A 13,306-nucleotide genomic window follows, 5' to 3' on the forward strand; every position below is an offset into this window, starting at 1 on the left:
GGCGGATCGGCCGTCACGATCTACGCTGGGCCGGAGCGATGCCGCGCCGGACTATTCCATCACCGCGGCGTGGCTGTCGCCGCCGCCGGCCGCAGCCTGCTTCTTCGGCGGGCTCATCAGCGCCAGGAGCGGGATCGCGCAGAGCGAGATGATCATCATCAGCTTGAAGTCGTCGACATAGGCGACCATCGCCGCCTGCGCCGAGGCCGCCTGGTTCAGGACCGCCATCATCGTCGTCTCGTCGAGCGGCATGGTGGAGGCGACGTTGGTGAAGTTCGGATCGAACGGGGTGATGTGCGAGGCGAGGTCCGCCTTCGAGATCACCATGTTGTGGGCGAGTTCGACCGAGACGATCGAAATGCCCACCGACGAGCCGATGTTGCGCATCAGGCTGAACAGCGAGGCGGCGTCGGCGCGGAAGCGCGGCTCCAGCGTCGCGAAGGCGAGCGTCGACAAAGGCACGAAGACGAGGCCGAGCCCGAGCCCCTGGACGACGCCGGAGACGATGATCGGCGTCTCGTCCATGGCGATCGAGAAGCCGCTCATCTGCCACAGCGAGATCGCCGTCAGGCAGAGGCCGGTGAAGATCAGGATGCGGGTGTCGACCCTGCCGACGAGGCGTCCGACCACCAGCATCGAGATCATCGTGCCGACGCCGCGCGGTGCGAGCACGATGCCCGTCGTCACCACCGGATAGCCGAGGATGTTCTGCAGCATCGGCGGCAGCAGCGCGAGGCCGGCGAGCAGGATCATGCCGACGACGAAGATCATCACCAGCGCCGTCACGAGGTTGCGGTCGGTGAAGATCTTCGGGTCGATGAAGGCGTGCTCGCGGCCGGTGACGTGCAGGGTGAACACCCAGAGCCCCGACACTGCGAGGCCGAGCTCGATCCAGATCTCGGCCGAGGCGAACCAGTCGGCCTGCTCGCCGCGGTCGAGAAAGAGCTGCAGCGCGCCGATGAACAGCGACAGCATCGCAAAGCCGAAGAAGTCGAAGCCGCGCTGGCGCTTCGGCGTGTTCGGCAGGAACAGCACCATGCCGGCGAGGGCGAGGGCGCCGATTGGCAGGTTGACGAAGAAGACGTAGCGCCAGTTGAAGGTCTCGGTCAGCCAGCCGCCGAGGGTCGGGCCGATGATCGGGCCGACCATGATGCCCGCCCCCCAGATCGCCATCGCCCGGCCGTGTTCCTCGCGGGTGTTGATGGTCAGAAGCACGGTCTGCGACAGCGGCACCAGCGCGGCGCCGCACAGCCCCTGCAGCAGCCGGAACAGGATCATCTCCTCGAGGCTCGTCGCGAGGCCGCAGGCCATCGAGGTGGCGACGAAGCCCGCCGCCGAGACGATGAACACCTGCCTGAGGCCGAAGCGGTCGGACAGCCAGCCGGTCACCGGCGTCATGATCGCCGCCGCGACGATGTAGGAGGTGAGGACCCAGTTGATCTGGTCCTGCGAGGCCTGCAGCGAGCCCTGCATGTTCGGCAGCGCGACGTTGGCGATCGTCGTGTCGAGCACCTGCATCACCGTGGCGAGCATGATCGAGACGGTGATCAGGCCGCGGTGCGGGATCGTGCGCGGATCGGGCTGCGCCGCGGCGGGAGCGCCGCTCATTGCGTCCGGGTCGCGCCGGCGGCCCCTCCCGTGGCCTGACCCTCGGCCGTCTCGCTGCTGCCCGCGGCGGCGCCGTCGCGGGTCGCCGCGACGGCGCTGCGGCCGGCGATCCAGCCGTCAAGGCCAAGCGCCGTCGTCACCGGCTGCATGAAGTCGGGGAAGCCGCGCACCGCGCCTGTGTCGACGGTGACGTCGGCGCTCATGCCCGCCCGCAGCGGCGGCAGGTCGGCGCCCGGGGCGAGATGGATGCGCACGGGAACGCGCTGCACCACCTTGACCCAGTTGCCGGTGGCGTTCTGGGCCGGCAGCAGCGCGAATTCCGAGCCGGTCCCCGCGCCGATCGAGCCCACCGTTCCTTCGAGCTCGACGTCCGGATAGGCGTCGAAGCCGATCGTCACCGGCTGGCCCGCCCGCATGTGGGCAAGGTCGGTCTCCTTGTAGTTCGCCTCGACCCAGCTGTCGCCGGCATCGATGATCGCCATGACGGCGGTCGCCGGCGTCACGTACTGGCCGACCTGCAGCTTCGTCGTCTGGCTGACGATGCCGGGCTCGGAGGCCCGGATGACGGTGTGGTCGAGGTCGATCTGGGCGGCGTCCAGCGCCGCCTTGGCCTGCAGCACCGTCGGATGGTCGTCGGTGGCGATGTCCGGATTGCCGGCGAGGGCCGCCTTGGCAGAGAGCACCGCCTGCTCGGCGCTGGCGAGGCTGCCCTGCGCCTTCTGCAAAGCGAGCCGGGCGTCGTCGTAGTCGCTGCGCGAGGTGATGCCGCTCTTCACCAACTTCGCCTGGCGGTCGAAGGCCGTCTGGGCGGTCGCCAGCGCATCGCGCGCCGTCTTCTCGTCGGCCACGGCCTGGCCGTAGGCCGCCTTCAGCTTCTCGACCTGCAGGCGCGCACTCTCGAGATTGGCGTTTGCCTGCTCGACGGAATTCTTGAAGACGCTCTGGTCGATGGTGAACAGCACCTGGCCGGCATCGACCTTCTGGTTCTCGGCGACGTTCACCTTTGCGATCTGTCCGGAGACCTGCGGCATGACGGTGACGCGATCCTGGTGAACATAGGCATCGTCGGTCTCGACGTAGCGGCCGCCGGTCACCCAGTAGTAGGCGCCGGCAAGCGCCAGAACCAGCGGCACGGCGACGATCAGCAGGCGGCGGAGGCCGCCGCGGCGCTTCTTCGCCGGCTTTGCCGGGACAGGCGCCGGCGTTTGCGGGGCCGGTCCCGCCTGCGGCTCGGGCTTGGCGACGTCGGGCGCCTTTTCCGGCGGCAGCGGCCGGGCCTCGGCGACGTCGCCCTTCTTCACCTGGGCATTCATGCGGATTCTCTTTCTCTGACAAGGCTCCGCTCGCGGCGCCGCGAGGCGGTTTCCGAGCCGCGTTCGGCCGCTTCGGCTTCGGAGAGGTTGTTCACGACGACGGCGAGCGCCTCGGCCAGCTGCCGGCGCGCCGTCTCGGAAAGGCCCTTCTGGGCCTCCTCGAAGATCTCTTCGGCGCGCTGGCGCATCGGATGCATCAGCTCGCGGGCCTTTTCGGTGGTGAACAGCTGCCGGGCCCGGCGGTCGTTCGGGTCCTGCTCGCGGACCACGAGGCCGGAACTCGCCATGCGGTCGATGTGGCGGCAGAGCGTCATCGGCTCGAGGTCCAGCATCGCGGCGAGCGCGGCCTGGCTGATGCCCTCGTTGCGACAGAGCCGCACGATGATGCGCATCTGCGCGGAGGTCATGTCGATGTCGCGGCTGGTCTGGTCGAAGCGGCGGCGGAGCAGCCGCGTCGCGTCGGAGAGGAGAAAGCCGAGATTGGACCCGGAGAAGAGGGGCGTGTCGTTCATGCCGGCAATATAGTAAGCAGGATTATCATAGGCAAGAAGATAATTCCCGGGCTTAATGTCATCCTTGGAGAGGGTAAATGCCTCGTTGGCACGCGTCCGCCGGGCGCGCGTCCGCCGGGTACGCTTCGGGGGCGCAGCCCGGCTGCGATCGTCGGGAAACGGCGAGGGGCCTGCGGGCCTGGCGCGCACAAGGACTCCGGCCGGCACCGATGCCGCGGCTCGGCTATGACGCCAAACGACTTGGGACAAGGCCCGACGGCCGGCCGCCGCCTCCGCGCCGCCCGGCGAAACCGGCGGTCGCCTCAGACCGCGAGTGCGCGGGCCTCGTAGGGGCTCTCGCCGAAGACCCGCCTGTAGCGGTCGACTTCCGAGGCATCGCCCGTCGCCTTGGCGGGATTGTCGGAAAGCTTGACCGCCGGCCGGCCGTTCGCCGACGCCACCTTGCAGACCAGGGAGATCGGATCGAGCCCGCCCATCGGCTCGGGAGCGACGTCGCGGAAATCGTTGGTGAGGTTGGTGCCCCAGCCGAAGCTCATGCGCACCCGCCCGTCGAAGTGGCGGTAGGTCCGCTCGATCGTGTCGGAATCCATGCCGTCGGAAAACACCAGGAGCTTCTCGCGCGGGTCCTCGCCCATCATCCGCCACCAGGCGATGATTTCCTCGCCGCCCTGGATCGGCGGGGCGGAATCCGGCCGAAACCCGGTCCAGCGGGCGATCCAGGCCGGCGCGCGCGCCAGGAAGGGGCCGGTCCCGAAGGTATCAGGCAAGACGATCAGGAGGTTGCCGCCGTAATAGCTCTGCCATTCCTCCAGCACCCGGTAGGGCGCCTCGCGCAACGCCTCGTCGGTCTCGGCCAGCGCCGCGAGCACCATCGGCAGTTCGTGGGCGTTGGTGCCGATCGCCTCGAGATCGGTCTCCATGGCGAGGAGCACGTTGGAGGAGCCGATGAAGCGGTCGCCGAGACCTTCCTTCAGGGCCTCGACGCACCAGCGCTGCCACAGGAAGGAATGCCGCCGCCGCGTGCCGAAGTCGGAGATCCTGAGATGCGGAAGCGCCTGCAGCCGCTCCACCTTGCCCCACATCTTCGCCTTGGCGCGGGCATAGAGGATGTCGAGCTCGAAACGCCTGAGATTGCGCATCGCGGCGCGTGATCTGAGCTCGTTGACGATGGCGAGCGCCGGGATCTCCCACATCATCGTGTGGGTCCAGGGGCCGTGGAAGTCGAGCTCGAACTGGCCGTCGACGCGCCGCAGCTCGTATTCCGGCAGCCGGAAATCCGCCAGCCATTCCAGGAAGTCCGGCCGGAAGATCTGCTTCGTCCCGTAGAAGCTGTTGCCGGCGAGCCAGATCATCTCGCGCTTGGTGAAGGACAGCGACCGGGCGTAGTCGAGCTGGTCGCGCAGTTCCGCTTCGTCGACGATGTCGGCGAGGCGGACGGTCCGCGAGCGGTTGATCAGCGTGAAGGTGACGTCGACGTCCGGGTGCAGGCCGCGGATCATCTGCAGCATCAGGAGCTTGTAGAAATCCGTGTCGAGCAGGCTGCGGACGATCGGATCGAGCTTGAACGTATGGTTCCAGACCCGCGTTGCGATGTCCGTCGCGACCATTCCACTCATCCGCCCATCCCGCTCGACTCGTGCGACAGCTTGCCGGCGCCGCCGCCTCGGAGCGTGCCGGTTTCCGCTTCATGGCCGGCGGGGCGGCGCTGCGTCAAGCGATGGCCGGTTCGCGGCGTGTCGCTGCCGGAGCGTTTCAAGTGTCGAATCTTGCGGCGATGCTTCGATGGCCGGGCCTCGCCGCAGGGCGGCGTCGCATGGCCGGTGTTCGCGGACGGGTCGGCGCCGCGGCCCGTCGATCCGGGCCGCCGGGCGTCAGCCCTTCTGGCTTTCCATGCGGGTGACGACCCGCTTGAGCGACGTCATCGACTGGGTCACGTTGCGGCAGTCGTGCTGGGCCTCGGCCAAAGCTTCGGGATCGGCGGGACCGCCGGACTCGAGTTCCTGCAGAAACTCGCAGATCTCGCTCACCCGGTCGCCGATGGAATCGATCGCCCCTTCGAGATCCTTACCCTGGATGCTCATCGAACCCCTGTTCCCCGCTCTGGCCGGCCGGCATTGATCGCCTCGGCGAAGATGCCCGATCGCGGAACCTTGTCTCGGGGGTTGCGTTGTCCCCTTGACCCGACGTGTGCCCGATCGCTGCATCCATCCCACCACACGGATCTTCATATCCCAGCCTGACGTCGCTGAAAAGCGTCGTCGAAGGTCAGGATTTCATCGTCCCGGATGGGGCAAGGCAAGGCCTTCCGACGAGGGCTTGGAGGCCTCCGGCGTCGGCGCCCGCGAGGACCCGCGGGCCGCCGAGCCGGGCGGGGCGACCGGAGAAAGCGCGCTTCCGCCGCAAGAGCGTTTTTGTTTGGCCGCCGCTTGCGATAGAGGCGTGGGAGACACCAGCGGCGACGCCGATTCCATCACGCGACGGGGAGGGCACCATGGCTGAAGCGCAGCATGTCTTGGACGCGCCCTCCCCGGAACCGCGGAGCGGCATCTACGACGCGGACGGCTATCTCGCCGAAGACTTCCTCGAACCGGTCGCCGCGGCGATCGAAGCCGAGGACGCGGCGTTCCTGCGCGAGACGGTCGGGCCGCTGCACGAATCCGAGCTCGGCGACCTGCTGCGCAATCTCGACGAGGACGAGCGCCAGGCGCTCGTCCGCCTCATGGGCGAGGAGTTCGACTACACCGCCCTCACCGAGGTCGACGAGGCGATCCGCCTGTCGATCGTCGAGGCGATGCCGAACGAGCAGGTGGCCGAGGCGCTGCGCGAGCTCGATTCGGACGATGCGGTCTACATCCTGGAGGATCTGCCCGAGGACGACCGCAAGGAGATCCTCGCCAAGCTGCCGTTCCGCGAGCGGCTCCGGCTGCGGCGCTCCCTGGAATATCCCGAGGAATCGGCCGGCCGGCGCATGCAGACGGAATTCGTCGCCGTGCCGCCCTACTGGACCGTCGGCCAGACCATCGACTACATGCGCGACGAGGAGGACCTGCCGGAATCCTTCGCCCAGATCTTCGTCGTCGATCCGACCTTCAAGCTCCTGGGCGCCGTCGATCTCGACCGCATCCTGCGCACCCGCCGTCCCGCCAAGATCGAAGAGATCATGCACGAGACGCGCCACGCCATCCCGGCCGAGACCGACCAGGAGGAAGCGGCGCAGATCATCGAGCAGTACGACCTCCTCTCGGCCGCCGTCGTCGACGAGAACGAGCGCCTCGTCGGCGTCCTGACCATCGACGACGTCATCGACATCGTCCAGCAGGAGGCGGAGGAGGACATCCGCCGGCTCGGCGGCGTCGGCGACGAGGAGATCTCCGATACCGTCGTCACGGCGGCGCGCTCGCGCTTCCTCTGGCTTTTCGTCAACCTGGCGACCGCGATCCTCGCCTCGCTGGTCATCGGCCTCTTCGACGCGACGATCCAGCAGATGGTCGCGCTCGCCGTGCTGATGCCGATCGTCGCCTCGATGGGCGGCAATGCCGGCACCCAGACGATGACGGTGGCGGTGCGTGCGCTCGCCTCGCGCGAGCTCGACATCTACAACGCCGCGCGCATCGTCCGCAGGGAGGTAATGATCGGCTTCCTCAACGGCGCGCTCTTCGCGCTCGTCATGGGCATCGTCGCCTCGCTGTGGTTCGAGGATGCGGCGCTCGGGCAGGTGATCGCCATCGCGATGATGGTGAACATGATCGCGGCGGCGCTGGCCGGCATCCTGATTCCGCTCGTCCTCGATCATTTCGGCGCCGATCCGGCGATCGCGTCGGGGACCTTCGTCACCACCGTCACCGACGTCGTCGGCTTCTTCGCCTTCCTCGGCCTCGCGACCTGGTGGTTTTCGGGGTGACGGATCGCTGCGGCGCCCTGTCCCCGGGATTGGATCACGTCGAGAATGAGGTCCGCCGCCCGTCCGTGGCGCAGCCGTCTTTGCCTCGGCGCTGACGCCTCGCGTCAGCGTGACGCGACGTGTGTCTCGTAGAAGCGGAGGTCGTCCTGCATGAGCGATCTCGCCCATTCGAGGGTGCGGCTGTCGGCCATGAGTTCCGCCTTCCGTTCGTCATATCCCTCCATTCTCGACGCGGTGACGTTCTTTTCATGCTTCAGCGTCGGATCGAGCCCCAACGCCTCGATCGAGCCGACCCAATCGGAAGACAGTTCGCGATGATCGAGGATCAGATCGAACCAATTCATGTCGACGTCGCGGAAGTAGAACTGCGTGTAGAGCGACCGAACCTTGTCGCGCATGACGAACTGCCGGAACGTCTCGCCGAGCGGGCCGAGGACGGGATCGCGCGACAGCCGGTAGAAGTAATGCGAGATCGCCCGATCGAGCGGATCACGCAGCACCATGGCGCGCAGGCAGTGCGTCATCCGCTCGTATTTCTTCGGCCAGAAGTGGCCGACCACGGCCGACATACCGGTGAGGTCGGGATGGCCTTCGGCTTCGATGGACCGCAGGTAGCCTTCGGGGTCGAGGTTCACCGGCGACGCCGGATGAGCGGGACGTTCGCCGTAGTCGGAATAGACCCTGTCGGCGCCGAACGTCTCGAGGATCGCTGCCCGGACCGAGGTCCCGCCTGTCTTGGGAACGTGCAGGAAGATCAGTTTCAGTTCGTCGAAGAGCATTGGGCAGGACACTGTAAAGAGGATGCAAACGGCGATGGTGCGGCTCGAGGACCATAGGTGCTTCGGCGGCAGTCGTCCAAGTCCGGTATTGCGAAAGCATGATCGCGAAAATTTAGAACCGGCTTTCGCAAAGGATCATGCGCGCGGCGGAAGAGAGAGCAGGTCGATGAGCGAAGCTCATCCCATCCCGCTCAAGACGGCCCGAAATGGTGGTGGATGGTGTCGGGAAAGACGCTCGCTCTTCCGCGGCGCCCTATGCAGGCCGTCACCGCACATCGTCAGGATGCACTGCAAAATTTGACTTTTACGTAAGCCGTGGCGCAAGCATGGTGCGGGGCACGAGGGCGGCCGGGGAGCCATGCGGGAACATTACACGATCACCGAGCTGACGCGCGAATTCGGCATCTCGACCCGGACCATCCGGTTCTACGAGGACGAGGGCCTCATCCACCCCATCCGCCGCGGACGCACGCGGCTGTTCCGGCCGTCCGACCGGCAGCTCCTGAAGAACATCCTGCGCGGCAAGCGGCTCGGCTTCGCGATCTCCGAGATCCGCGACATCATCCAGATGTATCGCGAGCCGCCGGGCGAGGCCGGCCAGCTGCGGGCGATCCTGCGCAAGGTCTCCGCCCGGCGCGACGAGCTGGCGCAGAAGCGGCGCGACATCGACGACATGCTCGGCGAACTCGAGGCCGCCGAGGAGGCCTGCCTGACGCGCATGGCCGAGCTCGGCGTCGGCCAGACCTCGCGGTCCGGCTGAGGCTTCGCGGAAAGGTCGTCAGCGGCCGGCCGGATCGTTGGTCTGCGGCGCGGCCGGCGGCTCGGCCGTCTCGAAGCTGCAGGCCGTGGTGATCTGGCGGATGCGGGTCATCTCGTCGGGGCCGGCGTCGTTCTGCAGCAGGACGTCGAACAGATCCTCCTCCTTGAGCCGGCGTTCCGCACAGCCGCAATAGGCCGTGCAGAAGGCGGCGTCCTGGCTGGCGAGGCAGGCGTTCCGGCAGTCGCGGCCGAAGATCGCCTCGCGGTCCGGCGGGGCGACGAGGGTGAAGAGGGCGACGAGCCCGAACAGCAGCGGCTGGTGCAGGAGATAGATGATCAACGCGTGGCGGCCGGCGACGCCCAGCGGGGCAAGGCGCCGCAGGCGCGGATTGAGCTCGCGCATCGCGGCCACGAGATCGCGGCCTGTGGCGATGCGGCCGGCGGCGATGCCGATCAGCACCGCGCCGAAGAACGGAAAGATCGGCACGAGGTCGTTCGACAGCGGCATCTTGTCGCTGAACCAGCCGATCCAGGCGAGCCAGCGGCTGTCGAAGCCGGGTAGCGAGACGAAGCTCGGCGCCGCGACGACGAGGATGCCGCAGGCCGCCGTGACGAAGGCCGGCAAGCGCAGGAAGGCGAGGCCGAGAAGGCTCGCCAGCGCGATGTGATGCAGGATGCCGAAGAAGACGAAGCTGTTCGGCGTCGCAAACAGCGTCGCGACCGTGACGGCGAGGGCGCCGGCGACGATCTGGCCGAGGCGCAGGAGGAACTTGCGCCAGCGGATCGTCCTGCCATGGGCGAGCACCAGCGAAAAGCCGACGAGGAACAGAAAGCTCGAAGCGATGCAGCGGGCGAAGATGCGCCAGCCGCCGTGCCCGGTCAGCCCCTCCTCGACATAGGAGAAGTGCTCGAGGTCCCAGGTGAAGTGGAAGATCGCCATCGCCACGATGGCGACCGCCCGCGCCACGTCGACGACCTCGATGCGGCCGCCGGCCGACGGATTGCTGCTGTCTGACACTTCGCACCCCCTCGATGTGCCGCAGCCTCTACAGGCTTCACCGGAATCGCGAAAGCGCCCGGGTGGCGAAGCCCGGCGCGCCGCCGGTCCGTGCGGGCCGAACGGCGAGGGCCCAACGTCGTCGGTCGGCCGGCGTGGGGCGGGGACGCCGGCGCCGCCGGTGGAACGGGATCGGCCTTGCCTATTTCCCTCAGGGTATCGGGCAACGATCACGCCCTCGACGGCGTTCGTACAGCGACTTGAAAGGGACCGTCATGAAAATCATCGAAGCCGGCGCGGCGAGGATTCCGGCGATCGGGCTCGGCACCTACACGCTTGAGGGCGAAACCTGCATCGACATGGTGCAGCGCGCCATCGACGCCGGCTACCGCCATCTCGACACGGCGCGCATGTACGGCAACGAGCGCGAGGTGGGGGAGGGGCTGCGGCGCAGCGGCATTTCCCGCGACGAGGTCTTCGTCACCACCAAGATCTGGTGGACCGACATCGCCGAGGCGGAACTTGCGGCCGCGGCCCGCCAGAGCATCGAGCGGATCGGCATCGGGGCGGTCGACCTCCTCCTCATCCACTGGCCCAATCCCGACGTTGCCCTCGAGGAATCGATCGACGCGCTGTGCCGGACGGTCGACGACGGGCTGGCGCGGCATGTCGGCGTCGCCAACTTTCCCTCCACCCTGCTCGACGAGGCGGCGGCCATGGCTTCGCATCCGCTGGTCTGCAACCAGGTCGAATATCATCCTTTCCTCAGCCAGGATCAGGTGCTGGCCGCCTGCCGCCGCCACGACATGGGGCTCGTCGCCTATTCGCCGATCGGGCGCGGCGGCGAGGTGCTGAACCATCCGGTCATCCGCGGCGCGGCTGAGCGCCACGGCAAGACGCCAGCGCAGATCGTGCTGCGCTGGGAGATCGAGCAGGACGGCGTCGGGGCGATCCCCAGGACCTCGAGGCCCGAACGGCTTGCCGAGAACCTTGAGATCTTCGACTTCGAGCTCTATGAGGACGAGCGCGCGGCGATCTCGGCCCTGACGCGGCGCAACGAGCGGCTCGTCGACCCGTCCTTCGCGCCGAACTGGGATCGCGCCTGATGGACGAGGGCACGCTGCGGCGTGCGGCGGCCCAGGCGTCCGACTTCGCCGATTCGACGCTGCAGTTCTTCTATCAGCCCTCCACCCTCGCGCAGATCGCCGCCATCGCGGTCTGCGCCATCGTCGCCTTCGCGCTCGACCGGCTGACCCGCGGGGCGATCGAGGCGCGCGCCCGCCGGATCCGCGCGGCTCCGAGCCTGTTGCGGATCGTCGTCGCGCTGCGCCGGCGCATGAAGCTCGTCTATTTCGTCTTCGGCCTGTGGCTGCTGACGCTCGCCGACACCGCCGCCGGCGGACCGCGATCCTCGATCATCTCGGTCGTCTTCAATCTTTCGCTCGCCTTTCTGGTCATCTCCGTCGCCTCGCGGATCGTGCGCAACCGGCTGGCGGCGCGCATCATCGGCATCGGCGCCTGGGTGGTGGCGGCACTGTCGATCCTCGACCTCACCCAGCCGGTCTCGCAAGCGCTCGACGCCGCCGCCGTCGACATCGGCGGCTCGCGCATCTCGGTGCTGCTCGTCGTCAAGGCCGTCGTCGTCCTGATCCTGACCCTCTGGCTCGCCTCGGTGGTCGGCAATTTCTTCGACACCCGCATCAAGCGCAGCGAGGAATTGACGCCGGCGCTCAGGGTGCTGATCGGCAAGCTGCTGCGCGTCGGGCTGATCCTCGTTGCCTGCATCGTCGCGCTCGCCCTCGTCGGCGTCGACCTGACGGCGCTGACCGTCCTGTCCGGCGCGCTCGGCGTCGGCCTCGGCTTCGGCCTGCAGAAGGTCGTGTCGAACTTCATTTCCGGAATCATCATCCTGACCGACCGCTCGATCAAGCCCGGCGACACCATCTCGCTCGGCGAGACCTTCGGCTGGATCCGCGAGCTGCGCGCCCGTTTCGTCTCGGTGATTACCCGCGACGGCAAGGAATATCTGATCCCCAACGAGGACTTCATCACCAACCAGGTGATCAACTGGTCCTTCTCCAACGACCTCGTCAGGATCGACGTCACCTTCGGCGTCTCCTACGATTCCGATCCGCATGAGGTGATCCGCATCGCCAAGGAGGCGGCCAACACGGTCGGCCGCGTCGTTTCCGACAAGCCGGTGGTCTGCTGGCTGACCGGCTTCGGCGATTCGTCCCTGGACTTCGTCCTCAGATTCTGGATCCGCGATCCGCCGGCGGGCCTGACCAACGTCAAGGGCGAGGTGCTGCTGGCGCTCTGGGACGCCTTCAAGGCGAACGGCATCGGCATTCCGTTCCCGCATCGCGAGATCCTGATGCGCACCCCGGTCACCCTGGCCGAGGGGGGCATGATGGCAGCTGCCGCGGACGGCCCGGCGGAAGAGAGCGTCGAGGCGAAGAAGGCGCGGCGCCAGGCGACCGACGCGGTCGCCGGAAAGACCGACTGACCGAAGGTCGGAGTATCGTCAGACTGCGGCGATCGACGGACCGGAAGGCGTCCGGCGCGACGCGCGCCGGTTGCTGCATCGGCCGGCCTGCTCCGTTATGCTCGGGCGCCCATCCCTCCACGGAGCGCTCCGCCCTGTTCTTCTATGTCGCCAAGATCGGCTGGTTCCTCGTCCAGCCGCTCGCCTTCATCTTCGTCCTCGCCATTCTCGGGCTCGCTTTGTCGTGGTTCGGCCGCAGGCGCTCCGGAACCGGTCTTGTCCTCTTGGCCCTCGCGCTCCTTGCGATCTGCAGCTTCAGCCCGCTCGGCCTCGTCATGACCGCGGCGCTCGAGAACCGCTTCCCAAGGCCGGCGATTCCCGAAAAGATCGCCGGCATCGTCGTCCTCGGCGGCTCCTTCGACACGCGCATCGCCCGCACCCGCGGCGGCTTCGAGTTCAACGAGGCGGCGGACCGGGTGACGGAGGCGCTGATTCTGGCGCGCCGCCATCCCGAGGCGAAGGTGATCTTCTCCGGCGGCGACGCCTCGATCCTCGCCGAGGACGTGCCCGAGACGATCTCGGCAAAGGAGTTCTTCACCGGCGCCGGCCTCGACCCCTCGCGCCTCGTCCTCGACGGCAAGGCGCGCGACACCTTCGAAAACGCGCTCTATGCCAAGCGGCTGGCCGATCCGAAGCCCGGCGAGACCTGGCTCCTCGTCACCTCGGCGTTCCACATGCCGCGGGCCGTCGGCTGCTTCCGCAAGGCGGGATTTCCCGTCCTGCCCTATCCGGTGGACTACCGGACGCCCGGGGGGGGGGAGGTCTTCCGGCCCTCCAACGCCACCGTCCGCAACCTCGAAAAGGTCCACTTCGCGGTCAGGGAATATCTCGGCCTTCTCGCCTACCGGCTGCAGGGGCGGACCGACGCGCTGTTTCCCGGCCCGTGACCGGC

12 protein-coding genes are annotated in these 13,306 nt (G+C 67.8%); 5 read left to right on the top strand and 7 right to left on the bottom strand.

Annotation, left to right across the window (positions count from 1 at the left end):
* Positions 1-51: 51 nt before the first annotated feature.
* The 5 genes from J1C47_RS15635 to J1C47_RS15655 form a co-directional block, all read right to left on the bottom strand.
* Complete coding sequence (locus J1C47_RS15635; protein WP_207351714.1) at positions 52-1,608, bottom strand: DHA2 family efflux MFS transporter permease subunit; 1,557 nt, start codon at positions 1,606-1,608, stop codon at positions 52-54.
* Positions 1,605-2,921 (bottom strand): HlyD family secretion protein, encoded by a 1,317-nt coding sequence (locus J1C47_RS15640; RefSeq protein ID WP_207351715.1) that lies wholly within the window; start codon positions 2,919-2,921, stop codon positions 1,605-1,607. Before J1C47_RS15640 ends, J1C47_RS15635 begins: the two co-directional genes overlap by 4 nt.
* Positions 2,918-3,433 carry a MarR family winged helix-turn-helix transcriptional regulator gene (locus tag J1C47_RS15645; RefSeq protein ID WP_207351716.1) on the bottom strand — a complete coding sequence of 172 codons (516 nt, stop codon included), beginning with the start codon at positions 3,431-3,433 and terminating at the stop codon, positions 2,918-2,920. The genes J1C47_RS15640 and J1C47_RS15645 overlap by 4 nt, the downstream gene beginning before the upstream one ends.
* 302 nt (positions 3,434-3,735) lie before the next feature.
* On the bottom strand, positions 3,736-5,040 hold the full coding sequence (pncB, locus tag J1C47_RS15650) for a nicotinate phosphoribosyltransferase (RefSeq protein WP_207351760.1): 1,305 nt from the start codon (positions 5,038-5,040) through the stop codon (positions 3,736-3,738).
* Positions 5,041-5,304: 264 nt separating this feature from the next.
* Complete coding sequence (locus tag J1C47_RS15655) at positions 5,305-5,514, bottom strand: hypothetical protein (RefSeq protein ID WP_207351717.1); 210 nt, start codon at positions 5,512-5,514, stop codon at positions 5,305-5,307.
* Between the two features lie 410 nt (positions 5,515-5,924).
* On the opposite strand from J1C47_RS15655, the gene mgtE reads away from it, so the two are divergent.
* Positions 5,925-7,334 (top strand): magnesium transporter, encoded by a 1,410-nt coding sequence (mgtE, locus tag J1C47_RS15660; protein ID WP_207351718.1) that lies wholly within the window; start codon positions 5,925-5,927, stop codon positions 7,332-7,334.
* Between the two features lie 104 nt (positions 7,335-7,438).
* Here the strand turns inward: mgtE and J1C47_RS15665 are convergent, their stop codons facing one another.
* Positions 7,439-8,113: a sulfotransferase family 2 domain-containing protein gene (locus J1C47_RS15665; protein WP_207351719.1), complete on the bottom strand. Its 675-nt coding sequence runs from the start codon at positions 8,111-8,113 to the stop codon at positions 7,439-7,441.
* 358 nt (positions 8,114-8,471) lie between these two features.
* Here J1C47_RS15665 and J1C47_RS15670 point away from each other — a divergent pair, with 358 nt between their 5' ends.
* Entirely contained in the window at positions 8,472-8,873 is a 402-nt protein-coding gene (locus J1C47_RS15670) for a MerR family transcriptional regulator (RefSeq protein ID WP_207351720.1), read from the top strand.
* An 18-nt stretch (positions 8,874-8,891) separates the two neighbouring features.
* Here J1C47_RS15670 and J1C47_RS15675 read toward each other — a convergent pair whose 3' ends face one another.
* Positions 8,892-9,890, bottom strand: coding sequence for a heparan-alpha-glucosaminide N-acetyltransferase (locus tag J1C47_RS15675; protein WP_342591999.1), 999 nt, complete (start codon positions 9,888-9,890; stop codon positions 8,892-8,894).
* A 254-nt stretch (positions 9,891-10,144) separates the two neighbouring features.
* Between J1C47_RS15675 and J1C47_RS15680 the strand changes: the two genes are divergently transcribed.
* From J1C47_RS15680 to J1C47_RS15690, 3 genes are all read left to right on the top strand, one after another.
* Positions 10,145-10,975 (top strand): aldo/keto reductase, encoded by an 831-nt coding sequence (locus J1C47_RS15680; protein ID WP_207351721.1) that lies wholly within the window; start codon positions 10,145-10,147, stop codon positions 10,973-10,975.
* Complete coding sequence (locus J1C47_RS15685; protein ID WP_207351722.1) at positions 10,975-12,375, top strand: mechanosensitive ion channel family protein; 1,401 nt, start codon at positions 10,975-10,977, stop codon at positions 12,373-12,375. Before J1C47_RS15680 ends, J1C47_RS15685 begins: the two co-directional genes overlap by 1 nt.
* A gap of 263 nt (positions 12,376-12,638) precedes the next feature.
* Positions 12,639-13,301, top strand: a complete 663-nt coding sequence (locus J1C47_RS15690; RefSeq protein ID WP_245396599.1) for a YdcF family protein — start codon at positions 12,639-12,641, stop codon at positions 13,299-13,301.
* Positions 13,302-13,306 lie beyond the last annotated feature (5 nt).

The organism is Jiella sonneratiae, assembly GCF_017353515.1.
In the GTDB taxonomy this organism is placed as follows: Bacteria; Pseudomonadota; Alphaproteobacteria; order Rhizobiales; family Rhizobiaceae; genus Jiella; species Jiella sonneratiae.